This is a genomic window from Ruegeria sp. CH8 (assembly GCF_056536985.1).
The window spans coordinates 21,577-44,421 of the sequence record NZ_JBQFQR010000004.1; the positions used below are offsets into that span (position 1 = coordinate 21,577).

25 protein-coding genes and 1 pseudogene are annotated in these 22,845 nt (G+C 55.6%); 13 read left to right on the top strand and 13 right to left on the bottom strand.

The window, feature by feature from the left end:
• Positions 1-47 precede the first annotated feature (47 nt).
• From ACR0ER_RS05415 to ACR0ER_RS05435, 5 genes are all read left to right on the top strand, one after another.
• The gene (locus tag ACR0ER_RS05415) at positions 48-1,025 is read left to right on the top strand and encodes a TRAP transporter substrate-binding protein (protein WP_480768041.1); all 978 of its coding nucleotides are present in this window, start codon (positions 48-50) and stop codon (positions 1,023-1,025) included.
• A 69-nt stretch (positions 1,026-1,094) separates the two neighbouring features.
• Positions 1,095-1,628: a TRAP transporter small permease gene (locus ACR0ER_RS05420; RefSeq protein ID WP_170336582.1), complete on the top strand. Its 534-nt coding sequence runs from the start codon at positions 1,095-1,097 to the stop codon at positions 1,626-1,628.
• A gap of 4 nt (positions 1,629-1,632) precedes the next feature.
• Entirely contained in the window at positions 1,633-2,946 is a 1,314-nt protein-coding gene (locus tag ACR0ER_RS05425; protein ID WP_480768042.1) for a TRAP transporter large permease, read from the top strand.
• Between the two features lie 100 nt (positions 2,947-3,046).
• On the top strand, positions 3,047-3,883 hold the full coding sequence (locus tag ACR0ER_RS05430; RefSeq protein ID WP_480768043.1) for a hypothetical protein: 837 nt from the start codon (positions 3,047-3,049) through the stop codon (positions 3,881-3,883).
• Positions 3,880-4,044, top strand: a complete 165-nt coding sequence (locus ACR0ER_RS05435; protein WP_480768044.1) for a hypothetical protein — start codon at positions 3,880-3,882, stop codon at positions 4,042-4,044. The genes ACR0ER_RS05430 and ACR0ER_RS05435 overlap by 4 nt, the downstream gene beginning before the upstream one ends.
• On the opposite strand, the gene ACR0ER_RS05440 is transcribed toward ACR0ER_RS05435, so the two are convergent.
• Together ACR0ER_RS05440 and ACR0ER_RS05445 are read right to left on the bottom strand one after the other, a co-directional pair.
• Positions 4,041-4,979 (bottom strand): tyrosine-type recombinase/integrase, encoded by a 939-nt coding sequence (locus ACR0ER_RS05440; RefSeq protein WP_480768045.1) that lies wholly within the window; start codon positions 4,977-4,979, stop codon positions 4,041-4,043. The two genes, ACR0ER_RS05435 and ACR0ER_RS05440, sit on opposite strands and share 4 nt — an antisense overlap.
• Before the next feature lie 6 nt (positions 4,980-4,985).
• Complete coding sequence (locus ACR0ER_RS05445; RefSeq protein WP_480768046.1) at positions 4,986-5,213, bottom strand: Arm DNA-binding domain-containing protein; 228 nt, start codon at positions 5,211-5,213, stop codon at positions 4,986-4,988.
• A gap of 688 nt (positions 5,214-5,901) precedes the next feature.
• On the opposite strand from ACR0ER_RS05445, the gene ACR0ER_RS05450 reads away from it, so the two are divergent.
• Positions 5,902-6,474 carry a restriction endonuclease gene (locus tag ACR0ER_RS05450; RefSeq protein WP_480768047.1) on the top strand — a complete coding sequence of 191 codons (573 nt, stop codon included), beginning with the start codon at positions 5,902-5,904 and terminating at the stop codon, positions 6,472-6,474.
• A 238-nt stretch (positions 6,475-6,712) separates the two neighbouring features.
• Here ACR0ER_RS05450 and ACR0ER_RS05455 read toward each other — a convergent pair whose 3' ends face one another.
• Both ACR0ER_RS05455 and ACR0ER_RS05460 read right to left on the bottom strand, forming a co-directional pair.
• Positions 6,713-7,171 (bottom strand): hypothetical protein, encoded by a 459-nt coding sequence (locus ACR0ER_RS05455; RefSeq protein WP_480768048.1) that lies wholly within the window; start codon positions 7,169-7,171, stop codon positions 6,713-6,715.
• Positions 7,134-7,727 carry a hypothetical protein gene (locus ACR0ER_RS05460; protein ID WP_480768049.1) on the bottom strand — a complete coding sequence of 198 codons (594 nt, stop codon included), beginning with the start codon at positions 7,725-7,727 and terminating at the stop codon, positions 7,134-7,136. Before ACR0ER_RS05460 ends, ACR0ER_RS05455 begins: the two co-directional genes overlap by 38 nt.
• 1,428 nt (positions 7,728-9,155) lie before the next feature.
• Here ACR0ER_RS05460 and ACR0ER_RS05465 point away from each other — a divergent pair.
• Positions 9,156-9,776 (top strand): hypothetical protein, encoded by a 621-nt coding sequence (locus ACR0ER_RS05465; protein WP_480768050.1) that lies wholly within the window; start codon positions 9,156-9,158, stop codon positions 9,774-9,776.
• A gap of 336 nt (positions 9,777-10,112) precedes the next feature.
• Here ACR0ER_RS05465 and ACR0ER_RS05470 read toward each other — a convergent pair whose 3' ends face one another.
• Complete coding sequence (locus tag ACR0ER_RS05470; protein ID WP_480768051.1) at positions 10,113-11,720, bottom strand: ABC transporter substrate-binding protein; 1,608 nt, start codon at positions 11,718-11,720, stop codon at positions 10,113-10,115.
• 38 nt (positions 11,721-11,758) lie between these two features.
• Positions 11,759-13,285 (bottom strand): sulfatase family protein, encoded by a 1,527-nt coding sequence (locus ACR0ER_RS05475; protein WP_480768052.1) that lies wholly within the window; start codon positions 13,283-13,285, stop codon positions 11,759-11,761.
• A gap of 97 nt (positions 13,286-13,382) precedes the next feature.
• On the opposite strand from ACR0ER_RS05475, the gene ACR0ER_RS05480 reads away from it, so the two are divergent.
• A complete protein-coding gene (locus ACR0ER_RS05480) occupies positions 13,383-14,297 on the top strand; it encodes a LysR family transcriptional regulator (RefSeq protein WP_480768053.1) in 915 nt (304 codons plus the stop codon).
• Positions 14,298-14,690: 393 nt separating this feature from the next.
• On the opposite strand, the gene ACR0ER_RS05485 is transcribed toward ACR0ER_RS05480, so the two are convergent.
• On the bottom strand, positions 14,691-14,951 hold the full coding sequence (locus tag ACR0ER_RS05485) for a DUF2312 domain-containing protein (protein WP_480768054.1): 261 nt from the start codon (positions 14,949-14,951) through the stop codon (positions 14,691-14,693).
• Positions 14,952-15,114: 163 nt separating this feature from the next.
• Positions 15,115-15,228, bottom strand: a pseudogene (locus tag ACR0ER_RS05490) (GapR family DNA-binding domain-containing protein); the annotation flags it as partial.
• 162 nt (positions 15,229-15,390) lie between these two features.
• On the opposite strand from ACR0ER_RS05490, the gene ACR0ER_RS05495 reads away from it, so the two are divergent.
• On the top strand, positions 15,391-15,609 hold the full coding sequence (locus ACR0ER_RS05495; RefSeq protein ID WP_170445090.1) for a hypothetical protein: 219 nt from the start codon (positions 15,391-15,393) through the stop codon (positions 15,607-15,609).
• 9 nt (positions 15,610-15,618) lie between these two features.
• Here ACR0ER_RS05495 and ACR0ER_RS05500 read toward each other — a convergent pair whose 3' ends face one another.
• Positions 15,619-15,834, bottom strand: coding sequence for a hypothetical protein (locus ACR0ER_RS05500; protein WP_170332566.1), 216 nt, complete (start codon positions 15,832-15,834; stop codon positions 15,619-15,621).
• Positions 15,835-16,078: 244 nt separating this feature from the next.
• Here ACR0ER_RS05500 and ACR0ER_RS05505 point away from each other — a divergent pair, with 244 nt between their 5' ends.
• Genes ACR0ER_RS05505 through ACR0ER_RS05520 form a run of 4 tightly spaced genes read left to right on the top strand, consistent with a single transcriptional unit; the run spans position 16,079 to position 18,268 of the window.
• Positions 16,079-16,942, top strand: coding sequence for an MBL fold metallo-hydrolase (locus ACR0ER_RS05505; RefSeq protein WP_170332568.1), 864 nt, complete (start codon positions 16,079-16,081; stop codon positions 16,940-16,942).
• Between the two features lie 31 nt (positions 16,943-16,973).
• Positions 16,974-17,396 carry a YeeE/YedE family protein gene (locus tag ACR0ER_RS05510; RefSeq protein WP_480768055.1) on the top strand — a complete coding sequence of 141 codons (423 nt, stop codon included), beginning with the start codon at positions 16,974-16,976 and terminating at the stop codon, positions 17,394-17,396.
• Complete coding sequence (locus ACR0ER_RS05515) at positions 17,396-17,827, top strand: DUF6691 family protein (RefSeq protein ID WP_480768056.1); 432 nt, start codon at positions 17,396-17,398, stop codon at positions 17,825-17,827. The genes ACR0ER_RS05510 and ACR0ER_RS05515 overlap by 1 nt, the downstream gene beginning before the upstream one ends.
• Positions 17,828-17,836: 9 nt before the next feature.
• Complete coding sequence (locus ACR0ER_RS05520) at positions 17,837-18,268, top strand: protein tyrosine phosphatase family protein (RefSeq protein WP_480768057.1); 432 nt, start codon at positions 17,837-17,839, stop codon at positions 18,266-18,268.
• A 49-nt stretch (positions 18,269-18,317) separates the two neighbouring features.
• Here ACR0ER_RS05520 and ACR0ER_RS05525 read toward each other — a convergent pair whose 3' ends face one another.
• The 4 genes from ACR0ER_RS05525 to ACR0ER_RS05540 form a co-directional block, all read right to left on the bottom strand.
• Positions 18,318-19,376 carry a FliM/FliN family flagellar motor C-terminal domain-containing protein gene (locus ACR0ER_RS05525; RefSeq protein ID WP_480768058.1) on the bottom strand — a complete coding sequence of 353 codons (1,059 nt, stop codon included), beginning with the start codon at positions 19,374-19,376 and terminating at the stop codon, positions 18,318-18,320.
• A gap of 77 nt (positions 19,377-19,453) precedes the next feature.
• Positions 19,454-22,132 (bottom strand): ATP-binding protein, encoded by a 2,679-nt coding sequence (locus ACR0ER_RS05530; RefSeq protein ID WP_480768059.1) that lies wholly within the window; start codon positions 22,130-22,132, stop codon positions 19,454-19,456.
• Positions 22,120-22,434: a hypothetical protein gene (locus ACR0ER_RS05535; protein WP_480768060.1), complete on the bottom strand. Its 315-nt coding sequence runs from the start codon at positions 22,432-22,434 to the stop codon at positions 22,120-22,122. Before ACR0ER_RS05535 ends, ACR0ER_RS05530 begins: the two co-directional genes overlap by 13 nt.
• On the bottom strand, positions 22,431-22,811 hold the full coding sequence (locus ACR0ER_RS05540) for a response regulator transcription factor (protein WP_170332582.1): 381 nt from the start codon (positions 22,809-22,811) through the stop codon (positions 22,431-22,433). The genes ACR0ER_RS05535 and ACR0ER_RS05540 overlap by 4 nt, the downstream gene beginning before the upstream one ends.
• Positions 22,812-22,845 lie beyond the last annotated feature (34 nt).

The window sequence follows — 22,845 nt, forward strand, 5'->3', positions numbered from 1 at the left end:
GGTCGATGAAAAACATCGGCGTTGACAAACTCAATAGGGAGAAAACGATGAAAAAACTGACAAACCTTCTGGCAGCGACAGCTCTGACTGCAGCTGCGTCCGCGCCGGCTATGGCCGAAAAATGGGACATGCCGATGGCCTATTCGGCCTCGAACTTCCACTCGGCCACAGGTGCGGAGTTTGCAAAATGCGTGACCACCGGTACAGGTGGTGAGATCGAGATTGTCACGCACCCGTCCGGCTCGCTTTTCAAAGGTGCCGACATCAAACGCGCGATCCAGACCGGGCAAGCCCCGATTGGTGAGCGTCTTTTGTCTGGTCACCAGAACGAAAATGCGTTGTTCGGGTTTGACTCAATCCCCTTCCTCGCAACCTCGTTCGACGACAGCACCAAGCTTTGGGAGGCCGCGAAGCCATCTATCGAAAAAGTATTGGCCGAACAGAACCTGACATTGCTGTATGCTGTGCCATGGCCGCCGCAGGGACTATATTTCAAAAACGAAGTGAACTCCGTCGCCGATATGAAAGGAATCAAGTTCCGTTCTTATAACAACGCGACTTCGCGACTGGCCGAGCTTACAGGAATGTTGCCTGTGACAATCGAAGCGGCGGAAATCAGTCAGGCCTTTGCGACGGGTGTGGCGGATTCGATGGTGTCATCGGGATCGACCGGATATGACCGCAAGGTCTGGGAAAGCTTGAACTTTTTCTATGAAGTTGATGCCTGGTTGCCGCGCAACTACGTGATGGTGAACTCGGATGTCTGGTCTGGTGTGTCGGATGCCAACAAGAATGTCATCAAGGCCTGCGCTGAACTGGCGGAATACGCAGGTAACTGGCGCGCCAAGGAATACACCGGGTTCACCCTGCAGGGTTTGCGGGATGGCGGTATGACCGTTGGCCCGGCTTCTGAACAGATGACGAATGAGCTGAAAGAGATCGGCGTGACCATGACCAATGAATGGCTGGAAGCTGCCGGTGATGAAGGTAAAGCCATCGTCGACGCGTTCAACGCATCTCAGTGACCTTTCGATTTGGGCGGCGATTCATCAGGCCGCCCTTTTCGCATCCAATCAAAATACAGCGGGGACAGCATGGCGGTATTGCGAGGGCTTCGGTCCGTACTGGACTTTATATATCTGGCGGCAGGGGTACTTGCGGCTCTCAGCCTCATTGCGATCCTGCTATTGATCGTTGTTCAGATGCTGGCCCGCTGGACCGGTGAGGTGTTTCCCGGAGCGCCCGATTATGCAGGCTATGCCATGGCCGCAGCGTCTTTCCTGGCCTTTGCCAATGCGCTCAACCGGGGCAGCCATATTCGGGTTTCAATCCTTCTGAACGCAGTGCCGGACGGTATCCGGCGTATTCTGGAGGTATGGTGTTTCGCGATAGGCACCGCTGTCATGTGGTATTTTTGCTGGTACGCCTACCGCTTTGTCTACTGGAGCTGGAAATTCAACGATGTCAGCCAGGGACAGGACAAAACCGCCCTTTGGATCCCGCAATCTGCAATGTTGATCGGCGCCGTCATCCTCGCCATCGCGCTGACCGACCATCTGGTCCACGTTCTGTTCAAGGGCGACCACCGCATTGTCCGCGATCTGGCCGACCAAAGCCACGGAGAGTAAGTCCATGGAAAACCTCTCTGTCATCATCCTTTTTCTGTTTGTTCTCTTTACCTTGCTGGGCACTGGCGTCTGGGTCGGGTTGGCCCTGATGGGTGTTGCCTGGGTCGGGATGGAGCTGTTCACAACCCGTCCCGTTGGGGACGTTATGATCACCACCATTTGGTCGGCGTCGTCGTCGTGGACGCTGACCGCACTGCCCATGTTCATCTGGATGGGCGAAATCCTGTACCGAACGCGATTATCCGAAGACATGTTCAAAGGCCTGTCCCCGTGGATGGCCCCTTTGCCCGGTGGATTGGTACACACCAATATCGTTGGATGTACGGTTTTTGCAGCCGTCTCGGGCTCATCAGCAGCCACGCTGACAACGGTTGGCAAGATGTCGATTCCTGAACTGCGCAAGCGCAATTATCCCGAGCGGATGATCATCGGGACATTGACCGGGGCCGCCACACTTGGGCTGATGATCCCCCCCTCGCTGACCCTGATCGTGTACGGGGTGACAATCAATGAATCCATCACCAAGCTTTTCTTTGCAGGGATCCTTCCGGGCCTGGTTTTGGCGGCGATGTTCATGGGCTATGTGGCGATCTATTCAAAGCTCGGCAAGGATTGGAGCCCAAATTCCGAAAGCAAATTGAGCTTTTCCGAGAAAATCAGAAACTCGCGCTTTCTGTTGCCCGTAATATTGCTGATCATGGTCGTCATCGGGTCGATGTATCTGGGATACGCCACCGCGACTGAGGCCGCGGCCTTTGGGGTCATCGGCGGACTGCTGTTGGCGGCGGGTCAGGGATCGCTAACCTGGAAGACCTTTACTGAAAGCCTGATGGGCGCCACGCGCACCAGCGCGATGATTGCCCTCATCCTGGCGGGTGCGGCCTTCCTTTCGTTGTCGATGGGCTTTACCGGCCTGCCGCGTGGTCTGGCCGATCTGATCGCCGGTTGGGAGTTGACCCGGTTCGAACTGCTCATGGTGCTGCTGGTCTTCTACATCATTCTGGGCTGTTTTCTGGACGGTATTTCTTCGGTCGTGCTGACCATGGCCGTGGTCGAGCCCATGATCCGCGACGCGGGGATCGACCTGATCTGGTTCGGTATCTTCATCGTGGTCGTTGTTGAAATGGCGCAGATCACGCCACCGATCGGATTCAACCTGTTCGTCATGCAGGGCATGACGAACCACGAGATGAGCTATATCGCGCGGGCGGCCATTCCGATGTTCCTGATCATGGTTCTGATGGTCTTTATCCTGATCTGGTTCCCCGACCTTGCAACTTGGTTGCCCGAGAATTTGCGGCAAAGCCCAGGCGGATAGAGCTGTTTTGAACCCGCTCCACCTGGCGGCGCGCCATGGCCCTTATGTTTTGATCTGTGGGTTGGCGGCAGGTCTTCTGTTGCCAGCTCTCGCGGAACCGATGCGTGATTTGCTTCCTCCTTTGGTGGTGCTTTTACTGTTCGTGAACGTGCTGAGGATGGATCCCAAGGCCATTCTGGGATCACTGAGTGACCTACACAAAGTCGCGCTCACGGTTGTCGGATTTCAGCTGGTTACGCCGATGATCCTTTTTGCACTCGGATACGTGTGCGGATGGATCGGGACACCCGTGCTTTTATCCCTGCTGATCATGGCGGCGGCACCGTCCATCTCGGGTAGTCCAAATATGTGCCTGATGATGGGCCACGCGCCAGAACATGCGATGCGATTGATGGTTGTGGGCACGGCTCTGTTACCCTTGACCGCCCTACCCATCTTTCTCCTCATGCCGCAGTTGGGGGACATACAATCTGTTTTGTGGGCAGGTCTGCGACTGTTTCTCACGATCTTATGCGCAACTGGCGCAGCCATATTCGTAAGACGCACGGTGTTGCGCAGGCCTTCACAGTTCATGCTGTTGAATCTTGAGGGGATGGGAACACTCACACTGGCTGTGTTTGTCATTGGTCTGATGCCATCGGTCAGCGCAACGGCGCTGGAGGACCCGGCTTTGGCTGCATTCTGGATCGCCTTTGCCTGTCTGGCCAATTTCGGCGCGCAGATCGTCATGTTTCGCTTTACACAGGGCAGGCTACCTGCGGCGCGGGCCACTACGGTGTCATTGATTGCTGGCAACCGCAACATCGCGATCTTTTTTGTAGCTCTGCCTACAGAGGTCACGGCCCCGATAATGGCCTTCATCGGGGCCTATCAAATTCCGATGTACCTGACCCCGATGATTTTGCGCCGCCTCTACCAACAGGACGGGCCATCATGACCTTTGATTATGTGCGCGCGCCTCAGTTTTTGACTGTTTTTTTTGCGACACCCGCTTTTGTAAGTCGGAACGTGCAGGTGATGATCACGGCTGATGGCTCTTGTAACAAAAAGTGCTTCGATGCGGCCGCAAAACGAAGGGTGCTGTCAGACGAATTCTAACCAGTCTCAGTTTGCCGCAGAAACCGTGAATCTATGGCGAGGGCTCGCTCAATGGCGTCCGGATGCCAGTGGCCGGATTCGTTGGCCAGTGTGGAAAACATTGCCCGAAAGCCATGTGCCGTCATCTCGTCCTTCTCATACCCCATGCGGCGCAGCGCGGCATTCAAAGTATTTTCGCTCATGCAGCGCTTGGATGAACGTACCGATGGAAAGAGCAACTTGCCCCAACCCGTCAGGTCGCGCAGTTCCTTCAAGTGATCGAAGGTTTGGCGGGACAGCGGTATTGTGTGAGGCCGACGCATCTTGGCGCGATGTGCCGGAACAGTCCACGCCATTCTGGCTTCGTCGATCTCATCCCACTCCGCCATTCGCAACTCTCCAGGGCGCAGGGCAGTCAACGCGAGAAGTTGCAACGCAAGGCGCGTAGTTCTTTGACCGGCAAACCCTTCGATAGCCCGCAGCAATGCACCGACCTGCGCCGGATCAGTGATTGCCGCGCGGTGCTGCACCTGGGGCCGGATCTGGGCATCCTTCAAACCATACGTCGGATCGTTATCCGCCTGTCCCAGGGCGATGGCATAGCGAAAGACGGCCCCGGCAGCAGACCGCATCCGTACGGCGCTTTCGTGAGTGCCCTTTTTTTCCATCTTCTGAAACGGAGCCAGAATATCCCGTGCTGTTATTTGCGTGATCGGTATTTTCCCAATATCTGCGGAAAGTAGCCGGTGAAACCAGGCGGTCTTTGTCAGCGTTGCTTCGGCACGGCCTTCGCTGCGCTTCTTTTCCAGCAGTTCTGCCGCCAACTTGGAGAAGGTAGCGTCGTTCTCTGCCTCTTCTCTGGCTTTTTTGTCTTTGCGAACGCTGGAAGAATCTTCGCCATTTGCGATCAAGCTGCGGGCGTCGTCCCGTTTCCGTCGCGCATCAGCCAGTGTCACTTCAGGTTACTTGCCCAGCGCCAGCAGCTTTTCCTTTTGGAGCCAACGATACTTGAAGCGCCAGAGTTTCGAACCGTTCGGCTTTACCAGCAAATATAGTCCGTCAAAATCGGCCTGCTTGTAGGGCTTCTCCTTAGGCTTCAGAGCCCGAATCCGTGCGTCGCTCAAGACAGGGTAGATTACAGCGCACGTAGCAGGACAACATCGGACAATCCGACAGTAGAAGTCCTGCAACTACAAGCTAATATCAGTCAAAATCGGACGCAACTGGATGTTAAAGTGGTGCCCCCACACAGCTTCGGCACCAGAAATCGAACCTTTCTAAATCACACGTTTTCAGATACTTAGCCGATACAGCCTGCCTGAGTGTGGACCCAGTGGGGACCATTTTGTGGACCCGCGAAGAGAAACTAGAGGGAGCCTAAGTTGAGCGTCAAGGCATAATCAACCGCGGGGACAAAGTGCAGAAGGACACGTTAAAGAAAGAACTTCAAAGCCTTGGCATCGAAGGTCTCTCGAACGCAACTACCGACCACACGACTCTACTGAATTGGATGATTCACGCCGGATTGTTCAGCAAGGCTGGCCGCGCTAATCCGGTCCCTGAGGACGCGGTAATAAAGTCCACACTCGGAATCTCCATGACAGAGCGTGCTCAATTCGCTGAGTTACCACTAGCTCAACAGATTTTCTTGCAGGTGCTACGGCGACTGGCAGAGAGCAGTGGAGCCGCGGGAATACCGGCAAAGCAAATCATAGACGAATGCCTTCGGGACCACCCTGGACGATTTCGTGAGGATCAAACCGTGCACTTGTCGTTAAACCTCTTTCAGACGCTGGCTGGCTAGTAATTCCACCCCCTTCCGGGAAAGGGAGAGGTGGGAAAAGCGGGCTCATTGAACCAGCGGCGAAACTACTTGGTGTGCCAATTGAAGCAGTCTTACCTGATTTTGATCAAGTCATCCCATCGGAACTTCGCACCAAGATAGACTTGCCACGCGAGGAAGTTCAGCGCCTATTGAAGAGCAAGGAAAAGTATGATCGTGGTCTTGGCCTTGAACTGCTTGCATTAAAGATGATCATTGACATCGGCTTAGAGCCGAGAGCCTTTCGACTTCGAAGTCGAGAAACTGCATACGCTGAAGTTGATCTGACTGCCGAAGGAAAGAACTTGTTGTTTTCCCGATGGAACTTCCAGTGCAAGAATACAAAGGACAATGTCAGCCTAGGCGATGTTGCAAAAGAAGTTGGTTTAGCGATTTACTCCAAGGCACACGTAGTTGTCGTCGTCACGACTAGTGACTTTTCAGGCGAAGCCAGAAACTACGTGCGGGAGATTACTCAAGCGACACACCTACAGTTCCTTCTAATCAACAAACCCATAGTAGATGCATATCTCGACCGAGGGCCCGGAGTTCTACACGATCACGTTGCCGAAAATGACGCAAACGTCATGGCTCAGAAAAGAGCTCAGCCCATTTCTCCAGACGAATAACCTAAACTTCCTCTGTCTAAATCTGAATGCCCGAAAGGGCTGCGCGATCAAGTTGTGATTGCGCACCAGTAGTTTGAGAGAATTTGAACTGGCCATGTTGCCATATCGCCAACAGGAAGATTTTGCCAAAGCAAAAGGCCGACGGGGAAAAATCTGGATTCCCACCTAGGGGTAATGAATTGAGCCCGCCGAGCAGCGATCAAATTGACCGTGAGACGGTATTTGCGAAGACCACGGTTTATTCTGCTTCATCCACGCCTGTTGCTTCAGCGGTGTGTGCTTTGTTCCACGCTTCTTGTGTTTTCTGTGAACCCACAACTTCCACGAAGTCGTCGGGCGTCTGTGTCGCAAATTGCTTCACTGCATCACGCCCCTTCGCGAAGTAAAGTGTGGTGCCCGTTATAGGTTCAATTCCGGTGTGAACAGTGTCTCCCTCGGATTGTGCCCAGAATCCGAGGTGATCAGCCGCCTTGCGAAGATGCGTATGCGACCAAGGGAAATCGTTACCAAAAACCGCCTCAATAGCTGGGCGCATTTCTTGGACGGCATCATAAGGGCGTTTGGGGATGCGGGGATCGATATCGGCAGGTGCCGACAATTGGACGTTGCCGACAAGTTTGTAGGCAGGCGAACCCTTCTCCTGAACAAGCGTTCCAGTGTCAATTAGGTTGAGCTCCGTTGCGGCGCTGGCAGGCAAGTAGAAGCACTCGCTCGTGCCGCACCATCGCGGGGCGTTGTTCGTCGCCTTCACCACCCCCAAGCTTTTCTTTCACGTAGATGTAAAAGGCATCCTTAATGGTCAGCTTAGGTTTTGGATTGTCAGGGTGCGCGTTGTTAGGGTCCATTATCGCGCGCAAAAGCGCAGGGTCATCCCGCCCAGAAGCAATCAGGCTCTCAGCAAGAAGTTCTCGGGAATAATCAGGGGTGAAGCCATGAGCATCAGGCTGGTCACCCACTTCCCCTGCGCCAATCACTGCCAAAGACAACTCGCTGGCCTCAATGCGCGCAGCATCCCACGCAGCGCGGGGCGTGAATTTCTGTTTGGGGGCCTTCGCGGCGGCGATCTCTGCGTCAATCTGCGCAACAACCACTGCATATTTTCGCATCAGTTCTTTGTCTGTGCGGGCCTCGATAACAGCCTTTCGTTCAGACCTACCTATGGCTGCCTGCGCATTCGCTGGAACTCGCTTGCGATATTCCCACTTACCCTGACCGAGTTCTTTCAGACCTTTTAGTTTCATCATCACGCCCATTATGGACCTCCTGTGGACCTAAATGTGGACCCGAGAAGGCATCTATCGGCTTGTTTTCTTTGAAAATATGGTGATTTGCAAGGTGAAGTGGTGCCCCCACACGGACTCGAACCGCGGACCTACTGATTCATACCACTACGACTTTCGCCGCCACGCACAGAGCGCTTTGTGGTCTGGACTTTCTCTTCACCGTGACCCCGGGGGGCTTTAGGTGGGTGCCGTCAAGTCTCTACACGTTCAATCCGAGTTGCCTCGGAAAGCTTCGCTCGGGATTGCCAGCAGCACTACCTGCTCAGGTTTCCCCGAATTTGACACCAGTTCACCTCAACGTTTCCATCAAGGGCTGCAACTTTGCCTCAGAATTAGAGCCTGAGGCGGCGCTACAAATCAGTTGCTCTACCAGCTGAGCTATAGGGGCACCTTTTTGCCTCGCTTCTTCGACACGACCAGATCCACTTCATTTTTGGATCAAGCCAATCAAACGGCCAAGCGTCAAAAGTTGGGACGCACTTTGGAACACATTAACCCTTGTTCCTCGGACACCGTCCCACTGGATGAGCAGGCGTATATGGCAAAATTTTCAGACCCGCAACCCGCTAAATTTCGTAGTCCGTGACGTTGTCCTCAAGCACTGGTTATGCCAGTTTGTGAACTTCCATTACCCAGATATCGCAGAAAACACTGGTTCGATTGTTGGCATCATCTGAAAAGGCTGTCTGCGGCTTTTTACACTGATCTATAGGGTTTTCCGCAACTCGAAGAAATGTAGGCATACTTGCCTTGCGGTCGAGGGGCTCGGGCTTCAAAGAGAGATGAACATATCCGAGATCTGCCTCACCGCAAACGTCCCTGTACGAGACGGTAGGTCACGCTAAATAATCTGAGGATTCCGGAACAGTTATTTGATATCCGGGAGGCGCCATGCCTGCACAGACTTGAAATGCGGACCTGCTGATTACAAATCAGTATCTCTATTAGCTTGGCTACAGGGGCACTTGGCGTCAATTACTTTCACTTGTAGTGGACCGCAAGCCTATATAAATAAAGTAACTCGGGGATTTGCGGTGTTCATCACTTGGCAATGCCCCATCACTCAGAATGGCGTGGGTTTGACTGCTCCTGTCGCAGCCTGTAACTCGACGAACGGGGCACAAGCAAGGGCACGAACCGAAGATGCAGGTTGCTATCCACGCAGGCGCGGCGTTTACCGACGAAGGTCGGGTGCTGGCTTCATTGACAAAAAATGCCTCCACACTGGCGGCAAACGGGGTGACGTTTTTTGGTCCGCGACGTTACAGACGCGTGTTCAAACCGGCTTTTGACAAGTTTGAGGCCGCGTCTAACGACTTAAACTCGCAACAGAACACTGATGAGACTTTGCCGGTCGGTGCAAATTCCCCGCGGGTTATATACTCTTGCAGCAGCTTCATGGGAGAAACGGTATCGGCTCTAAAGGAAGGGCACCTGTACCCTCTTGCAGGCCGCAGAATGGCCTTTTTGGAGCAAAACTTCCGCGACCATCAGATCGAACTTTTCATGGGGCTCAGAAACCCGGGTAGTTTCATCCCAAAACTGCTGATGTCACTGCCGGAACAGGCACGCGCCGACGCTATTCGGAATACAGATCTGAGCTGCCTGAGTTGGATTGGCATGATCGAAGACATCCGAGATCTCGCACCCGGAGTTCAAATTTCATTATGGGGCAACGAAGACACCCCCTTTATCTGGGGAGAAATCATTCGTGCTCTGGGTGGCTTGGGCGAGGACACCCCCCTAATAGACGAACACGATCTGCTGCTGTCTTTGTTGGACGAAACAGGTCAGAAGGAAGTCTTGGAGTTGTCCAATCAGGATGCCGAACCAAGTGAGGCAAGCCTGCACGAAAACATGGCTCGTATTTTCGAAAACCACGCAAAGCCGGGTGAAATCGAAGAAGAACTGGATCTGCCCGGTTGGAGTATCGAAGTCGTAGACGCGTTTACCGAATTGTATGAACAGGATCTTGAACGGCTTGGTTCCATTCCTGGGGTTCGTGTTCTTAAACCCTGACCGCGTTTCTGGAAGCCGGCTCCTGTATGGCGGAGCTAATTTTACTGCCCTCGCCGAAGAGTTTCTTCGAATCTGAAGCTTATTCAACTGCAGTGAGTCCTGTGACTGCCTCGGACGCATCCGGCACAAGATTTCACAGAGTGGATCGAAGTTGACCATTGGGCGATGAGACCTCTGGCTTTGGTAACTGAGAAACAGGATGGATGCTGACTTTATTCATCTCGTCAGGGCTCTTGATGCCAATCATTGACCAACACGCCATTTCTGTTTGAATCGTTGGTTAGTGTCGCCTTTTGAACAGGAGCAGTTCGCGAGAAGAGCTGCTCTTGTTCATGGTCAAGCCCGGTAATCGCGCGTTAAAGCGGCGACCCACATTTTCAATGGTGCCCGGAAATCCATCAGGTCAAAGCCTTTGTGATCGTCGACCCAACCGTCGATCCGATCCGAAGTCGCACCGACAAAGTCGTTGAACATCGGACAGATCAGACCACCGTCATCACGGATCAAAGCAGAGGCTTCCGCGTACATTTCCTTGCGCTTCGCTTCATCAAGCTCGGCGCGCGCCGCGATGACGATTTGGTCAAAACGCTCGTTGAAGAACCGGGTGTCGTTCCAATCCGCTGTGGACAAATAGGCTGTGGACAGCATTTGGTCCTGAACCGGACGGCCACCCCAGTAACTGGTGCAGAAGGGTTGCTTGTTCCAAACTTCGGACCAGTAGCCGTCATTGGGCTCGCGCTTCACGTCCAGCGTGATACCCGCGGCAGCTGCGGACTGCTGAAACAACGCGGCCGCATCCAATGCGCCGGGGAACGAGTTCTCAGACGACCGAAGCGTGACTGGCCCGCTATGACCCGATTTCTTGAAGTGGAAAGCCGCTTTGTCCGGGTCGTATTCCCGCTGTTCGAACTCGGTCGCGATTGGATAAGAGCCGTTGATAGGTGTGTCGTTGCCCACAGAGCCATAGCCAAAGAGGATCTTGTCCACCATTTCCTGACGATTGATGGCGTATTTCAAAGCCATCCGCAGATCATGATTGTCGAATGGCGCCGTATTAACGTGCATGATGAACACGTAATGGCCTGCGCCAGAAGTCGAGCGAACGGTAACTCCGGGTGCACGGTCAACAAGGCGCGCGGTACGGGGTGGCACCCGGTCAATCATATCGACCTGACCGGATTGAAGCGCCGCGACACGTGCGGTGTTGTCGTTGATGACAATCACTTCGATTGTGCCGGCATGACCAATATTGTCATCCCAATGATTGGGGTTCTGTTCGGCCACGAAACGCACACCCATATCGGCGGCTTTCAAAATATAGGGGCCAGTGCCAATTGCGGCAGCAGGGTCCTCCTTGCCGCCACCGGGCTGGATGACCAGGTGATAGTCCGAAAGCAGATATGGGAGGTCTGCGTTGGGCGCTTCCAACTCGACGATGAACAGGTCGCCATCCGTCCGCATGCCGGCGATACCACGCAACAAACCCAACGCCCCGGATTTGGTCTCTTCGTTCGAGTGTCGATCGATGGTCTGCAGAACATCCTCGGCGGTGACAGGCTGGCCGTTAGAGAATGTAATGCCGTCGCGGATCTTGAACGTCCATGTTTTCGCGTCGGCAGAAGCCTCAAAGCTTTCCGCAACTTTGGGCTCAAGACCGCCGTCAGGTGCAAGCGCCAATAGCGTCTCACCCCACAGGCGGGCGACCATATTGGCAGTCGAGTTTGCGGCAGTCGCAGGATCAAGGCTGTCGGTCGTGCCGCCGCCCTGGATACCAACGCGAATGGTACCGCCTTTCTGTGGACCAGCGGCTTTGACCGCTGCCGACATCGCCAGATTGGCTGTTGCCGCAGCCAGACCCAAGGCAAACGCCTTCCCAAGAAATTCACGGCGGGGCATTTTGCCCAGGGCCGCCTGTTTTGCCAGATATTTGATATGTTCGTTCATGGTGGTTTCCCCGTTGTCGTTTGAGAGCTTAGATTTGGTTAGTAGGTCGCAAGTGACATACCGCCTGCATCTGCGGCCGGCGGAAAGCGCCGTGACAGTCTTTCGATGATCTCGTCACGTGTGCCGCGATACTCTTCTTTGAAGTAGAGATTGACGTGTTCACCCGGATCGTTGCGCAGATCGAACATCTCTCCCCAATCTGGGTTCTGAGGGTAGATTGTGACGCGCCATTCGCCTGTCATCACCGTCTGATTGTAGGTGTCCATGCGCGTGCGTGGGTGATACTCGGCAAAAAATTCTTGCCGTCCCGACCCGTCTGCCTGCGTCATCAGGTGAGCGAACGAGACCCCTTCAGTTGGCTGGTGTTCCAATTCCAGATATTCTTGCAGGGTCGCGCGTAAATCCAGATGACTTGTCGTTCCGTGACGCTCACCAGGTTCGATGCCCGGACCTGCGACGATCAGCGGTACCTGCAAGAGCGATCTGTAAGGGCTGGGCCCTTTCCGGATCAGCCCATGGTCGCCCAGCAGTTCTCCATGATCCGAGGTGAAAATGACAACCGTATCTTCAAGAAGACCCTGCTGCTCTGCCTGTGCCATGATCCGCCCGACGCAATCGTCAATCATCGAGATCATTCCATTGGTATAGGCGATCGCACGGCGAATGGAGTCATCCGAGAACTTCAATGTGGTTTGCAGAAATCCTTGTTCGCGCGGGGGACCCGGATCGCGCAGAAAGTCCACATAGCTTTTGTCATTTTCATCATTGTCGCCGTCGCGCAGAAAAGACGGCATCGCTGCCAACTCATCCGGTATATGCGCAGGCATCGGCATGTCTGCCGGATCATACATGTCGCACCATGGCGCAGGGGGCGAGAACGGATGGTGCGGATCGGGAAATGAAACAAACAGAAAGAACGGGTCTGAACCGCCATTTTCAGTCAGGAATTCGCAGGCCCGATCTGTGATCCAAGAGTTGTAATGCAAGTCGAAAGGGATGGCCGATTTCCAAACTTCGTCGATATCCCCGGATTGCGGTTCAAGCGCGTTCTCAGGCAGGTAGAGTTCAGCCGCTCCCGGCGCGACGGACTCCAGCCACCGGGCATAATGCCCACCTTCCGTTGCGCTAACGGATTCTCCAATCAGCATGTCGACCGTTTCGAACCCGTAAAAGGGGCCGCGCCATCCCTCACTTTCCGGTAAGGCCCAAAAGGCGTTCGAGTCCGGCATAAGATGCTCTGGCCCGGCCAGAATGGGTTGGAAATGAAACTTCCCGATCCCATGGGTCTTGTACCCCACGGCTTGAAAATCATGGGTTATCAGTTGCAGGTCTTCAGGCAAGGCAACCCCGTTGCGCGTCAGGCCGTGCGACCTTGCGTATTGACCGCTGAACAACGTGGACCGGCTTGGAGAGCAGATTTGGTGCGGTGTGAAATGCTTGGTAAAGACAGCGCCCCGCTGGGCCAACGCATCTATATTCGGTGTCCTGACATGCTCGTTTCCTGTGCAACCCAGACTGTTCGCGCGTTGCTGGTCCGTCATAATCAAAATGACATTTTTCTTCATTCTTAGCACTGCCCCCCAAAACAACGGGACAGTACCACGAGCGGTAAATTCGAAATAATACTATCTGCTTAACATGATATTTGATAATCGAATACCTATGTTCACCCATAACCAACTCAAAGTCTTTTCTGCAATCATGCAAACCGGGTCGGTTTCCGCTGCTGGTCGCAGGTTGAATCTGTCACAGCCCAGCGTCAGTCGTCTTTTGTCAGATCTGGAGCGGGAATTCGGGGTGCCCTTGTTTCGTCGCCGAAGTAAGGGTGTGACGCCGCTCCCCGAAGCCGAGGAATTCTATCAAGAAGTTGAACGCAACTTTCTGGCCCTTGCGAACCTGGACGAGGTCGCAACTCAGATCGCTCGAAAGGATCGCGGATCTTTATCCATCGCTACAATAACCGCCGCCTCTTTGGATATCGTGCCTCAGGCTTTGAAGCGGCTGAACATAGCGGAAAAGAACATTCGGATCGATTGGCGGGTACGATCTTCGAACTGGATACTGGACTATGCCCGTTTCGGAGCGATGAGAACAGGTTTCGCCTATGTGTCCCGTTCGTTGAAGGAAATGAACATCTTATACGAAGGGAGCTTGCCGCATGTTTGTTTTGTTCCCGAAAGTCATCCCTTGTCCGCAGATCAGGGGGCGCTGACACTGGATCAGATGGCGCCCTATCAGATTATCGGGCTTCGCAACGAGGTTGAGAGTGCATTGTCGCTTAGTGATTTACCCATAGGTGAGCACCCGCCAGTGACTGTCGAAACATCTTTAGCTGCACTCACTCTCTGCAAAACCTGTGGTGGGCTACCTGTCGTAGATGCTTTTACGGCTTGTCATTGGTTGAAGGGGAACAAGGGGCAGCCGCGGATCGTCGAAGACCTTCCTCTCTACCGGTTCGCGGTCGTCGAACCGATTGGCATCAACGCTTCACAGATCGACAGGGACTTTCAACATTGCCTGATCCAAGAGATCGAACGCGTCGTCTCGTGGATCAAACGACTCCGAGAAAAAAAATAGCGCTGTCATTGGCCATGGCATATCAATGCTGTGGTCGCATTCCTCATTGCAGCCATTCGCTGCAAGTACAAATCCCAACTTTTGTTTTCGCAACGGTGACCAGGATCTTCGGGTGAAGATTGCCCCTGAATGTAAGCTCCGCCGACGCACGCGCCACCGCTGCCAGTCCGCGACGGTAATGAGATCTTTCTCTGGGGATACTCTTGCGAGAGGTTTTCGAGTTGCACGCCTTCGTCCAGATACGTCGATTTGAAAACGGCGAGCGCGCAACCCTGGGATCGAAACCGACGTCAAGGCGCCGATCAACTTCGGGTCCTGAAGATCGGACAGGCCCCGCGGTCGGGAAGTTCAGGAGATCAGGAAACCAAATATTAGCTTCCCGGATCGCGAGCTTTACTTCATGCCCAATGCTTCTTTGTACATCTCAATTACAGCCTCTTGTTCGGCAATGTCGTCTTTATCTCTTTTTCTGAGAGAAATGATGCTGCGCATGGCCTTCACGTCGTAACCACGTGCTTTACTCTCTGAATACACTTCTTTTATTTGATCCGCGATATCCTTCTTTTCCATTTCCAAACGCTCAATACGCTCGACAAATTGGCGCAATTCTCCGGCGGTGACCTTGTAGCTATCTTGGACCGAATCCTGTTCCATCATTTACCTCATTAGATTTCGCTGCGTTTATCCGGGTACAGAGAACACATCTCGGGATGCGTGTATCTCTCATTACTCATTGCCTTTAAAACTAGACAACAGTTTATTGGTGGTAAAAATAACTGTGGGCTTTAGCCTCAGTCACGACCTCTTTCTGCTGTTAAGCCAGATCTTTCTTTTCAGCGTCCAGACCTTCGAACCGTTCGATGAATTGGCGTAGCTCGCCTGCGGTTACGCGATAATTGGCAGTGGCCTGATCTTCGGCCATGTCATCCATTTATGTCTCTCCCAGAGGTGGATTGCTGTTGCTTTGGCAACGGGCAATATGCCGGATACATTGCCACCGCCCGCGCCGCAAGCGCCCAATCACCAGCGGGCTTGTGCGCGCATGGGTTCTCGGCTAATCGCAGAGGAACGTGACAAGCAAATGTGGGGAACCATGTTCGAATTCATCACTTGGGGCGGTGCCGCCCTGTCGCTTGCCGGGCTTGTGGGCCTGGTCTGGTGCATTGCACACGTGATGAAGGCGCGCAAATCCGGCCTCTCGGACGAAGAATTGCGCGCTGTTGTTCAGGGTGTTCTGCCGTGGAATCTGGCTTCGTTGTTTTTGTCGGTGATTGGCTTGATGGTGGTAATCTTAGGGATTTCTTTTGGCTAGCCTGACGGACTAGACCGGCAGATTGTCGAAGCGCGCCTCCATGGCATCTTCGCACAGGGCTGCATCCAGCTGTCGCAGGCGCGACGGTACGTGCATACCCTCCTGACGCATCCTATCGATCACTTTGGACAGGCTGGGCTGAAGGGCAAGTCGCGTATCAAGACCCGCACCGTTGAGCTTTTTTTCAAGTTCTTCAGCTTCCGAGTATAAATTGATTGATGACATTTCCATCCTCCCAAATGTCTTCATTTACTCCGATATATGTGACCTTTTTAAGACCCGCCCAGATTACGCATAAATCGCGCGGGAATCCGCCTGTTGGCCCTGCCGTTCCGGTTGTCCTAAAGCGAATTGACTAAATTTTACTCATAATGAGACTTCCCTGCCTTGACCAGCATCAAATTACACATGTTGATTATGACATATTCCGTAATTAATATGTGAAATGGCAGCACTGACGGAGAGCCACATGACACCCATAGTGAAAGCGTTTTTCGACCCCGAGACCTTTACGGTTTCCTACGTGGCGCAAGAGCCCGAAGGCCTTGCCTGTGCGGTCATCGACAGTGTTCTGGATTTCGACCACGCCTCGGGCCGCACCAGCACAAGCTCGGCGGATCAGATCATCGACCATGTGCGCAAGAATGATCTGCGGGTCGAATGGATACTGGAAAGCCATGTTCATGCCGATCACCTGTCTGCGGCACCTTATTTGCAGCAGGAATTGGGTGGCAAGATCGGTATTGGCGATCAGATCGTCACCGTTCAGGAAACCTTCGGCAAAATCTTCAACGAAGGCACCGAGTTTCAGCGCGATGGCAGCCAGTTCGACGCTCTCTTCCGCGAAGGCGACAGTTTTCACGTCGGGCAGATGCGCGGAGACGTGCTACATACGCCCGGACATACGCCTGCCTGCCTGACTTACGTAATCGGGGATGCGGCTTTTGTCGGCGACACCCTTTTCATGCCGGATTTCGGTACGGCGCGGTGTGACTTTCCGGGCGGGTCTTCTGCGATACTGTATGACTCGATCCAGAAAATCCTGTCGCTTCCGGATGAGACGCGGATTTTTGTCGGCCACGATTACAAGGCACCTGGGCGCGATGAGTACGCCTGGGAAACAACGGTTGGTGAGCAGAAGGCGCTGAATGTTCACATTGGTCAGGGTCGCTCGATCGAAGAATTTGTCGAGATGCGCGATGCCCGGGATGCGACGCTGGGTATGCCGCGGCTGATCCTGCCGTCCCTGCAGGTCAACATGCGCGCGGGGCAGATGCCTCCCGCCGATGAACATGGTGACGTGTTTCTGAAGCTTCCTCTGAACAAACTCTGACTATCTGGCCGCGAACGGCAAAGGACACAAAATGCACACAGACTGGATTTGGGGCCTTGGCGGAGGCCTTCTGATTGGCCTTGGCGCCGCCGTCTACTTGTTGGGCAACGGGCGCATCATGGGGGCCAGCGGCATTCTGGGCGGGTTGATCGACAACAGTGACCGGTCGCTGGAACGACTAAGCTTTCTGGCGGGTGTAATCGGGATGCCCCTGTTGCTGCGGCCCCTGCTCTCTCCGGCGCCCGAGACACATCTGACCAGCAATATCGCCGTAGTAATCATCGCCGGTCTGCTGGTGGGGTCCGGAACGCGCATCGCCAACGGGTGCACATCCGGTCACGGTGTCTGCGGGATTTCGCGGTTCTCGCTGCGTGGCATCGTCGCCACCTTGATCTATATTGGGGCTGGCGTTGTTACGATCACCTTGTTCCGCCATGTCTGGGGAGTGATCTGATGCGTGCGCTTGTTTCGCTACTGGCGGGGTCTCTGTTCGGTGCAGGCCTGCTGTTGTCCGGTATGACCAACACCAGCAAGGTACAGGGTTGGCTGGATTTCTTCGGCCAATGGGACCCGACGCTGGCCTTTGTGATGGGCGGTGCGATCCTGCCAATGCTGATCGCCTGGCATTTGACTACTCATCGGCGCCCCCTGACTGGTGGGCAGTTTCCAAAACCGGCCGCGCCCGAGTTGGACCGCCGCCTGATCCTGGGGTCTGTACTGTTCGGGATGGGCTGGGCGCTGGCCGGGTTGTGCCCCGGGCCTGCGCTCGCCTCGCTCAGCTATGGTGGGGTTGGCGGGGTTGTCTTTCTGCTGGCTATGATCGCGGGGATGTACGCGGCACCGTCGTTGGGCGCGCAACTGGACAGGGTCGCAAAGGCGGCCTAATCAATTGCCATGGAGATTCGCCCGATTACCCCCCGCTACGCCGTCTCGCCGCAAATCACGGTCGAGGACGTTCCCGCCATTGCCGAGGCCGGTTTTGTCAAGGTCATCTGCAACCGGCCCAATGTCGAGGTTCCGGCAAACATGCAGTCGGATGCCATCGGTGAAGCGGTGCGCGCGGCGGGGCTGGACTACGAAGTACTGGAACTGACACACCAGACCATGACGCCCGAAAATGTGGCCCTGCAACGCGAGTTGGCCGAAAGCTGCAGCGGGCCGGTTCTGGCCTATTGCGCCTCGGGCACGCGCTGTTCCGTGATTTGGGCGCTGGGTCAGTGCGACCGGATGAGCACGGACGACATCCTGGATGCCACCACCAAAGCGGGTTACGCGCTGGAAAACCTGCGCCCGACCCTTGATCAGATCCGCAGCGGTGCTGACTGATTTAACTCAGCGCTCCCGGATCCGTGTCTGATAATTTCAGACCGGCCAGTTACGAAATTTCGGCCACCATCTGATCTGAATCGGCGAAATTCAGGTTGGACTCGGTATCGCTTGTTGCACCGGGATCGAACGCGACCGGCATCTGCGATAGCTCCGACGGCGCGGGCATGTCCGGCTCGGGTTGAGACGCTGCGATCGTGCGGGCCTCTAGAAACTCGGCAGTTTCGGATTGGGTCAGCGCTGTCAGCGGCGTGTATTCGTTCAGCCGGACCGCGCGCATGCCGCCACGCTGCCCCAACCGGCCAATCGCGGCGCGGCTGCGGTCAATCGTCAGAACCTCGGCGCGATCCAGCCTTGAACCCGTCAGGGGAAGAACATCCCCAGTCTTGAGGCGAGACAGAGATGCCAGAGGCAGCGACATGCGGCAGATCACCGTATTCAGCTCGGCCCGCAATACCCCCGATGCTTGCTCAAGATTTGGGCCTGTGTCCTCTTGCGTCAGCTCGTCGGCATCCTCGGCAGTCCGGTCCGGCAGGAGCACCGAAATCTGCCCTTGTCGCAGACCGCCGCCCAGTTCCAAAGTCAGGTCAAACACCCGATACGCGTCTTCGATCATCGCCAGCGACGACGTGCGCAGATCGGCAAGTTGTGTGGCAAATTCAAACCCCGACAAGCTGGATTTATCCCCCGGAGCCTCTACCAGATCGACCGCGCGCGCCATGGCGTCTTCAATCAGAGGCACCACCATTGCCCCGTCGGTGTGTGTAAATGCGCGGGGGGCAGGTTCATCCGCCATCACCTCGCCAATGGTTTGCACCTGAACGATGGCCGATACCGCACCAATATCCATGCAGATGGCAGCCGAAGCCCCGTCGTCATCGACAAACTGCAACAGCAGCCAATCTTCCCCGACCTGATCCGCCAACATGTCCGGTGTTCGGTGGGATTGCCTGGCGCCGATAACAACCATTGGCAGCTGCAACCGATCCCCGGCAGCCCGGGCAAAGGCCAGCCGCAGCGCGCGCAGGACCGAGCGCGGCTTATCGCCCTGCTCTTCCTGTCCCACTGAAAGCTTGCGCGCCAAAGCTGCGCTGATCGTCTGCGTCATGCCCAAAACCGCTGTAGATTGCTGTATCCGACATCTGGTCTAACCCGGTTCAGGTTACGAATGTCTTTACACCCGCATCACTGCGCCGCCTGTTGATAGGCCATTGGCAGCCTGACACGAAACGCTGCCCCGCCCTGCCCCGGCAGATAGGTAATCTCTCCGCCCAGTCGCTGCATGATCTCGCGGCAGATCGCCAGCCCCAGCCCGGCTCCGCCCGCCTTGTCGACACCCACGCGAGCGAATTTCTCGAACACCATCGAACGGGCCTCGGGCGGGATGCCGCTGCCATTGTCGGTGAAATCGATCACCACCTGCCCGCCGACATCATGGGCTGCGATCGTTAGCACCGGCTCTTCGGCGTCACAGTATTTTTGTGCGTTGGATATCAGGTTGATAAAGACCTGCCCCAACCGATCTAGATCGGTGTGTAGCGGAATGCGTTCTGTTGTCTTTGTGCGCCGAACCGTGAGGGTCCGGTTCGACCCCGCCAGCGCGCTGGGCACAGCCCGATCCAGCACCGAGCGCAGCGTGTCATCACCGACGTTCAGATTGACCCGCCCGCTTTCCAACACGCTTAGGTCCAGAAGATCGTCCAACAAGCGGGTCAGACGCAGGGCTTCGTCGTGGATGATCGCGGCATAGCGCGTCTGTTCTTCCCCGCTCAGCCCCTCAGTGTCGCGCATGATCTCGGAAAACGCGCGGATCGAGGTCATCGGCGTGCGCAGCTCGTGACTGACCTGACTGAGGAAACTGTCCTTCTGCTCCGAGATTTGCGTCAGCTTGGTGTTTGCCTCACGCAATTGCCGCGCGGTTCGGGTCAGTTCGGCGGATTTCACCTCCAACTGACTGGAATACTCCAGCATCTGCGCGGATTCGTCGGCCACGGCCAGCAGGTCTTCAACCGACACGGACGAACCACCGACGATTTGACCAATCATCGCGTGGGCTGTGGCGGCACCGACGGAGCCGCTCAGTTCGCGCTCAAGCCGTTCCAGAAAGGCCGGGGTCGGCTCCGGCAGGTTGGAACGCCCGCCCTGCAAGTCCACCTCGGCCTGAAAGAACTCCTGCGCGGGGCCTGCGCCCAATATCCGCTGGGTCATGATCATCAGGTCTTCGCTCTGTGCGACCGACCCGGACCAACCACGCGGCGCGACAGAATGATCAAAAACGTTGACGAATTGAGCGCCCTGAAGGCGTTCCAAGGGGCTGGGGAAACTCAGTAGAGATGCCACGCAGAACGCAATGGTATTCAGGGACAGCGACCACATCACGGTATGCACTATCGGATCCATCCCTTCGATCCCGAACAGGGCCTGCGGGCGCAGCCAACCCAAACCGAACGGTCCGTATTGCAGCACCGTCTCAGACATCAGCGCCCCTTCCATCCCCGGCAGCAGCAGGGTGTAGATCCACAAGAGGAAGCCTACCGACAGCCCCACCAAGGCGCCGGTCCGCGTCGCTCCGCGCCAGAACAGGCCGCCAACCAATGCGGGCAGAATCTGGGAAATCCCGGCAAAGGCAATCAAACCGATTGAGGCCAGAGCTGCGCCGCCGCCGGACAGGCGGTAGTAATAGTAACCCAGCGCCATGATCACAGCGATTGACACCCGCCGCGCCACCAGCACCACGTTTCTGACGTCACCGGATACGGAACCGGACCCCTCTTGCATGCTCAGCCAGATTGGCATGACAACGTGGTTCGATACCATCGTCGACAGCGCCATGGCAGTGACGATGACCATGGACGTTGCCGAGGAAAACCCGCCGATAAAGGACAGCATCGCCAACCAGTCATTTCCCTGCGACAACGGCACGGTCAGCACGAACAAATCGGGGTTCGAGCCTTCAGGCAGCAGGTCCAGACCAACAACTGCGATGGGCACGACAAAAAGGCTCATCAACAGCAGATACAGCGGGAAAGCCCAGGCGGCGGTTCTCAGATGCCCTTCGTCCGCGTTCTCGACCACCATGACTTGAAACATGCGCGGCAGGCAGATGAAGGCCGCTGCAGACAGAAAGATGAAAGTGGTCCAGCGTCCGGCGTCCACGTTCCATTGGCCAATCTCGGACGCGTCGATGCGGTCCATCATCGGCCCGACACCGCCTGCAACACCCCAGACCACAAACGCGCCCACCGCAAGAAGGGCGAACAATTTAACCACCGATTCCAGTGCAATGGCGGTGACGACACCGTGGTGACGTTCGTTGACGTCCAGATTGCGCGTACCGAACAGGATAGCGAACACGGCCAATCCAGCCGCTACCCAAAAGACGCTGGAACCTTCGCGATACAGGCCCGTGGGATCAGCTTCGGCAAAGATCGAAAACGACAGTGTGATGGATTGCAGTTGCAACGCGATATAGGGGGTGCCGCCCAACACCGCCAGAATGGTCACGCAGATCGCCAGCGTATTGGATTTGCCGTATCGGGATGAGATCAAGTCTGCGATGGACGTCACCCGCTGGCTGCGCCCGACCCGCACCAGTTTGCGCAGCCCCCACCACCAGCTGACCATGACCAGCGTCGGGCCAAGGTAGATCGTGACGAATTCCAACCCCGACCGCGCAGCATTCCCGACGGCGCCGTAAAAGGTCCAGGCCGTGCAATAGATCGACAGTGACAACGTGTAGACCAGTGGCGACCGTAGCCACGCCCCCCTTCCCGCTGCGGCAAGCCTGTCAGCGGCAAACGCGACACCAAACAGCAGCACCACGTAGCCCAGACATACCAGAATCAGAACGTTCAGCGTTGCCATCGGTCCGTCTCGGGTTCGGATTCCTCATGGGCCCTCATGCGTCTGGCGGCAAATCCAAACACCAGGCTGGCCCCGATCATCGCCACCCAGCACGTGAAGATATAAAAGATGGCCGAGGACAGAGACACACCCTCCTGCGCGCCCTGACCATCCGGCCATAGTAACGGTATGGCCAACAGAGCCGCCCCCAGAAATGGCAGCAGGCGCGCGGCATCCGACAATCGGCGGCGGCGATAGCTCTGCCGTTCGAGAAACAGTGAAGGCCGGACGCCCGAAGGCTTACGGTCTTCGTCCGAACTCATGACTGCGTTGCCTGCGCGTGCAGGTCCCGCACAGCAGTCAACATCTCGGTATTTGAAAACGGTTTAGTCATGAAACGACTGACACCTGCATTTTCGGCCATTTCCCGATCACGAGACTGCCCGCGGGCGGTCAGCATCAGAACCGGCAGGCCTTGCATGTGTTCCAACTCGCGCAGATCGCGCAGGATCTCCATCCCGCTTTTACCCGGCAGCATCACGTCGAGAATCACTAGATCGGGGTCTGCACCCTGAATGACCTGTAATGCGTCGCTGCCTTCGGCGTGCGTCTCAACTTGCCAACCCTCGCGGGTCAGCAAGAACCTAATGGCCTCGGCGATGTTAGGCTCATCCTCAATTAGCAGAACCTTACGGCTCATGATTTTCTGTCCTCCCCGTGACGGGTCTTAAACT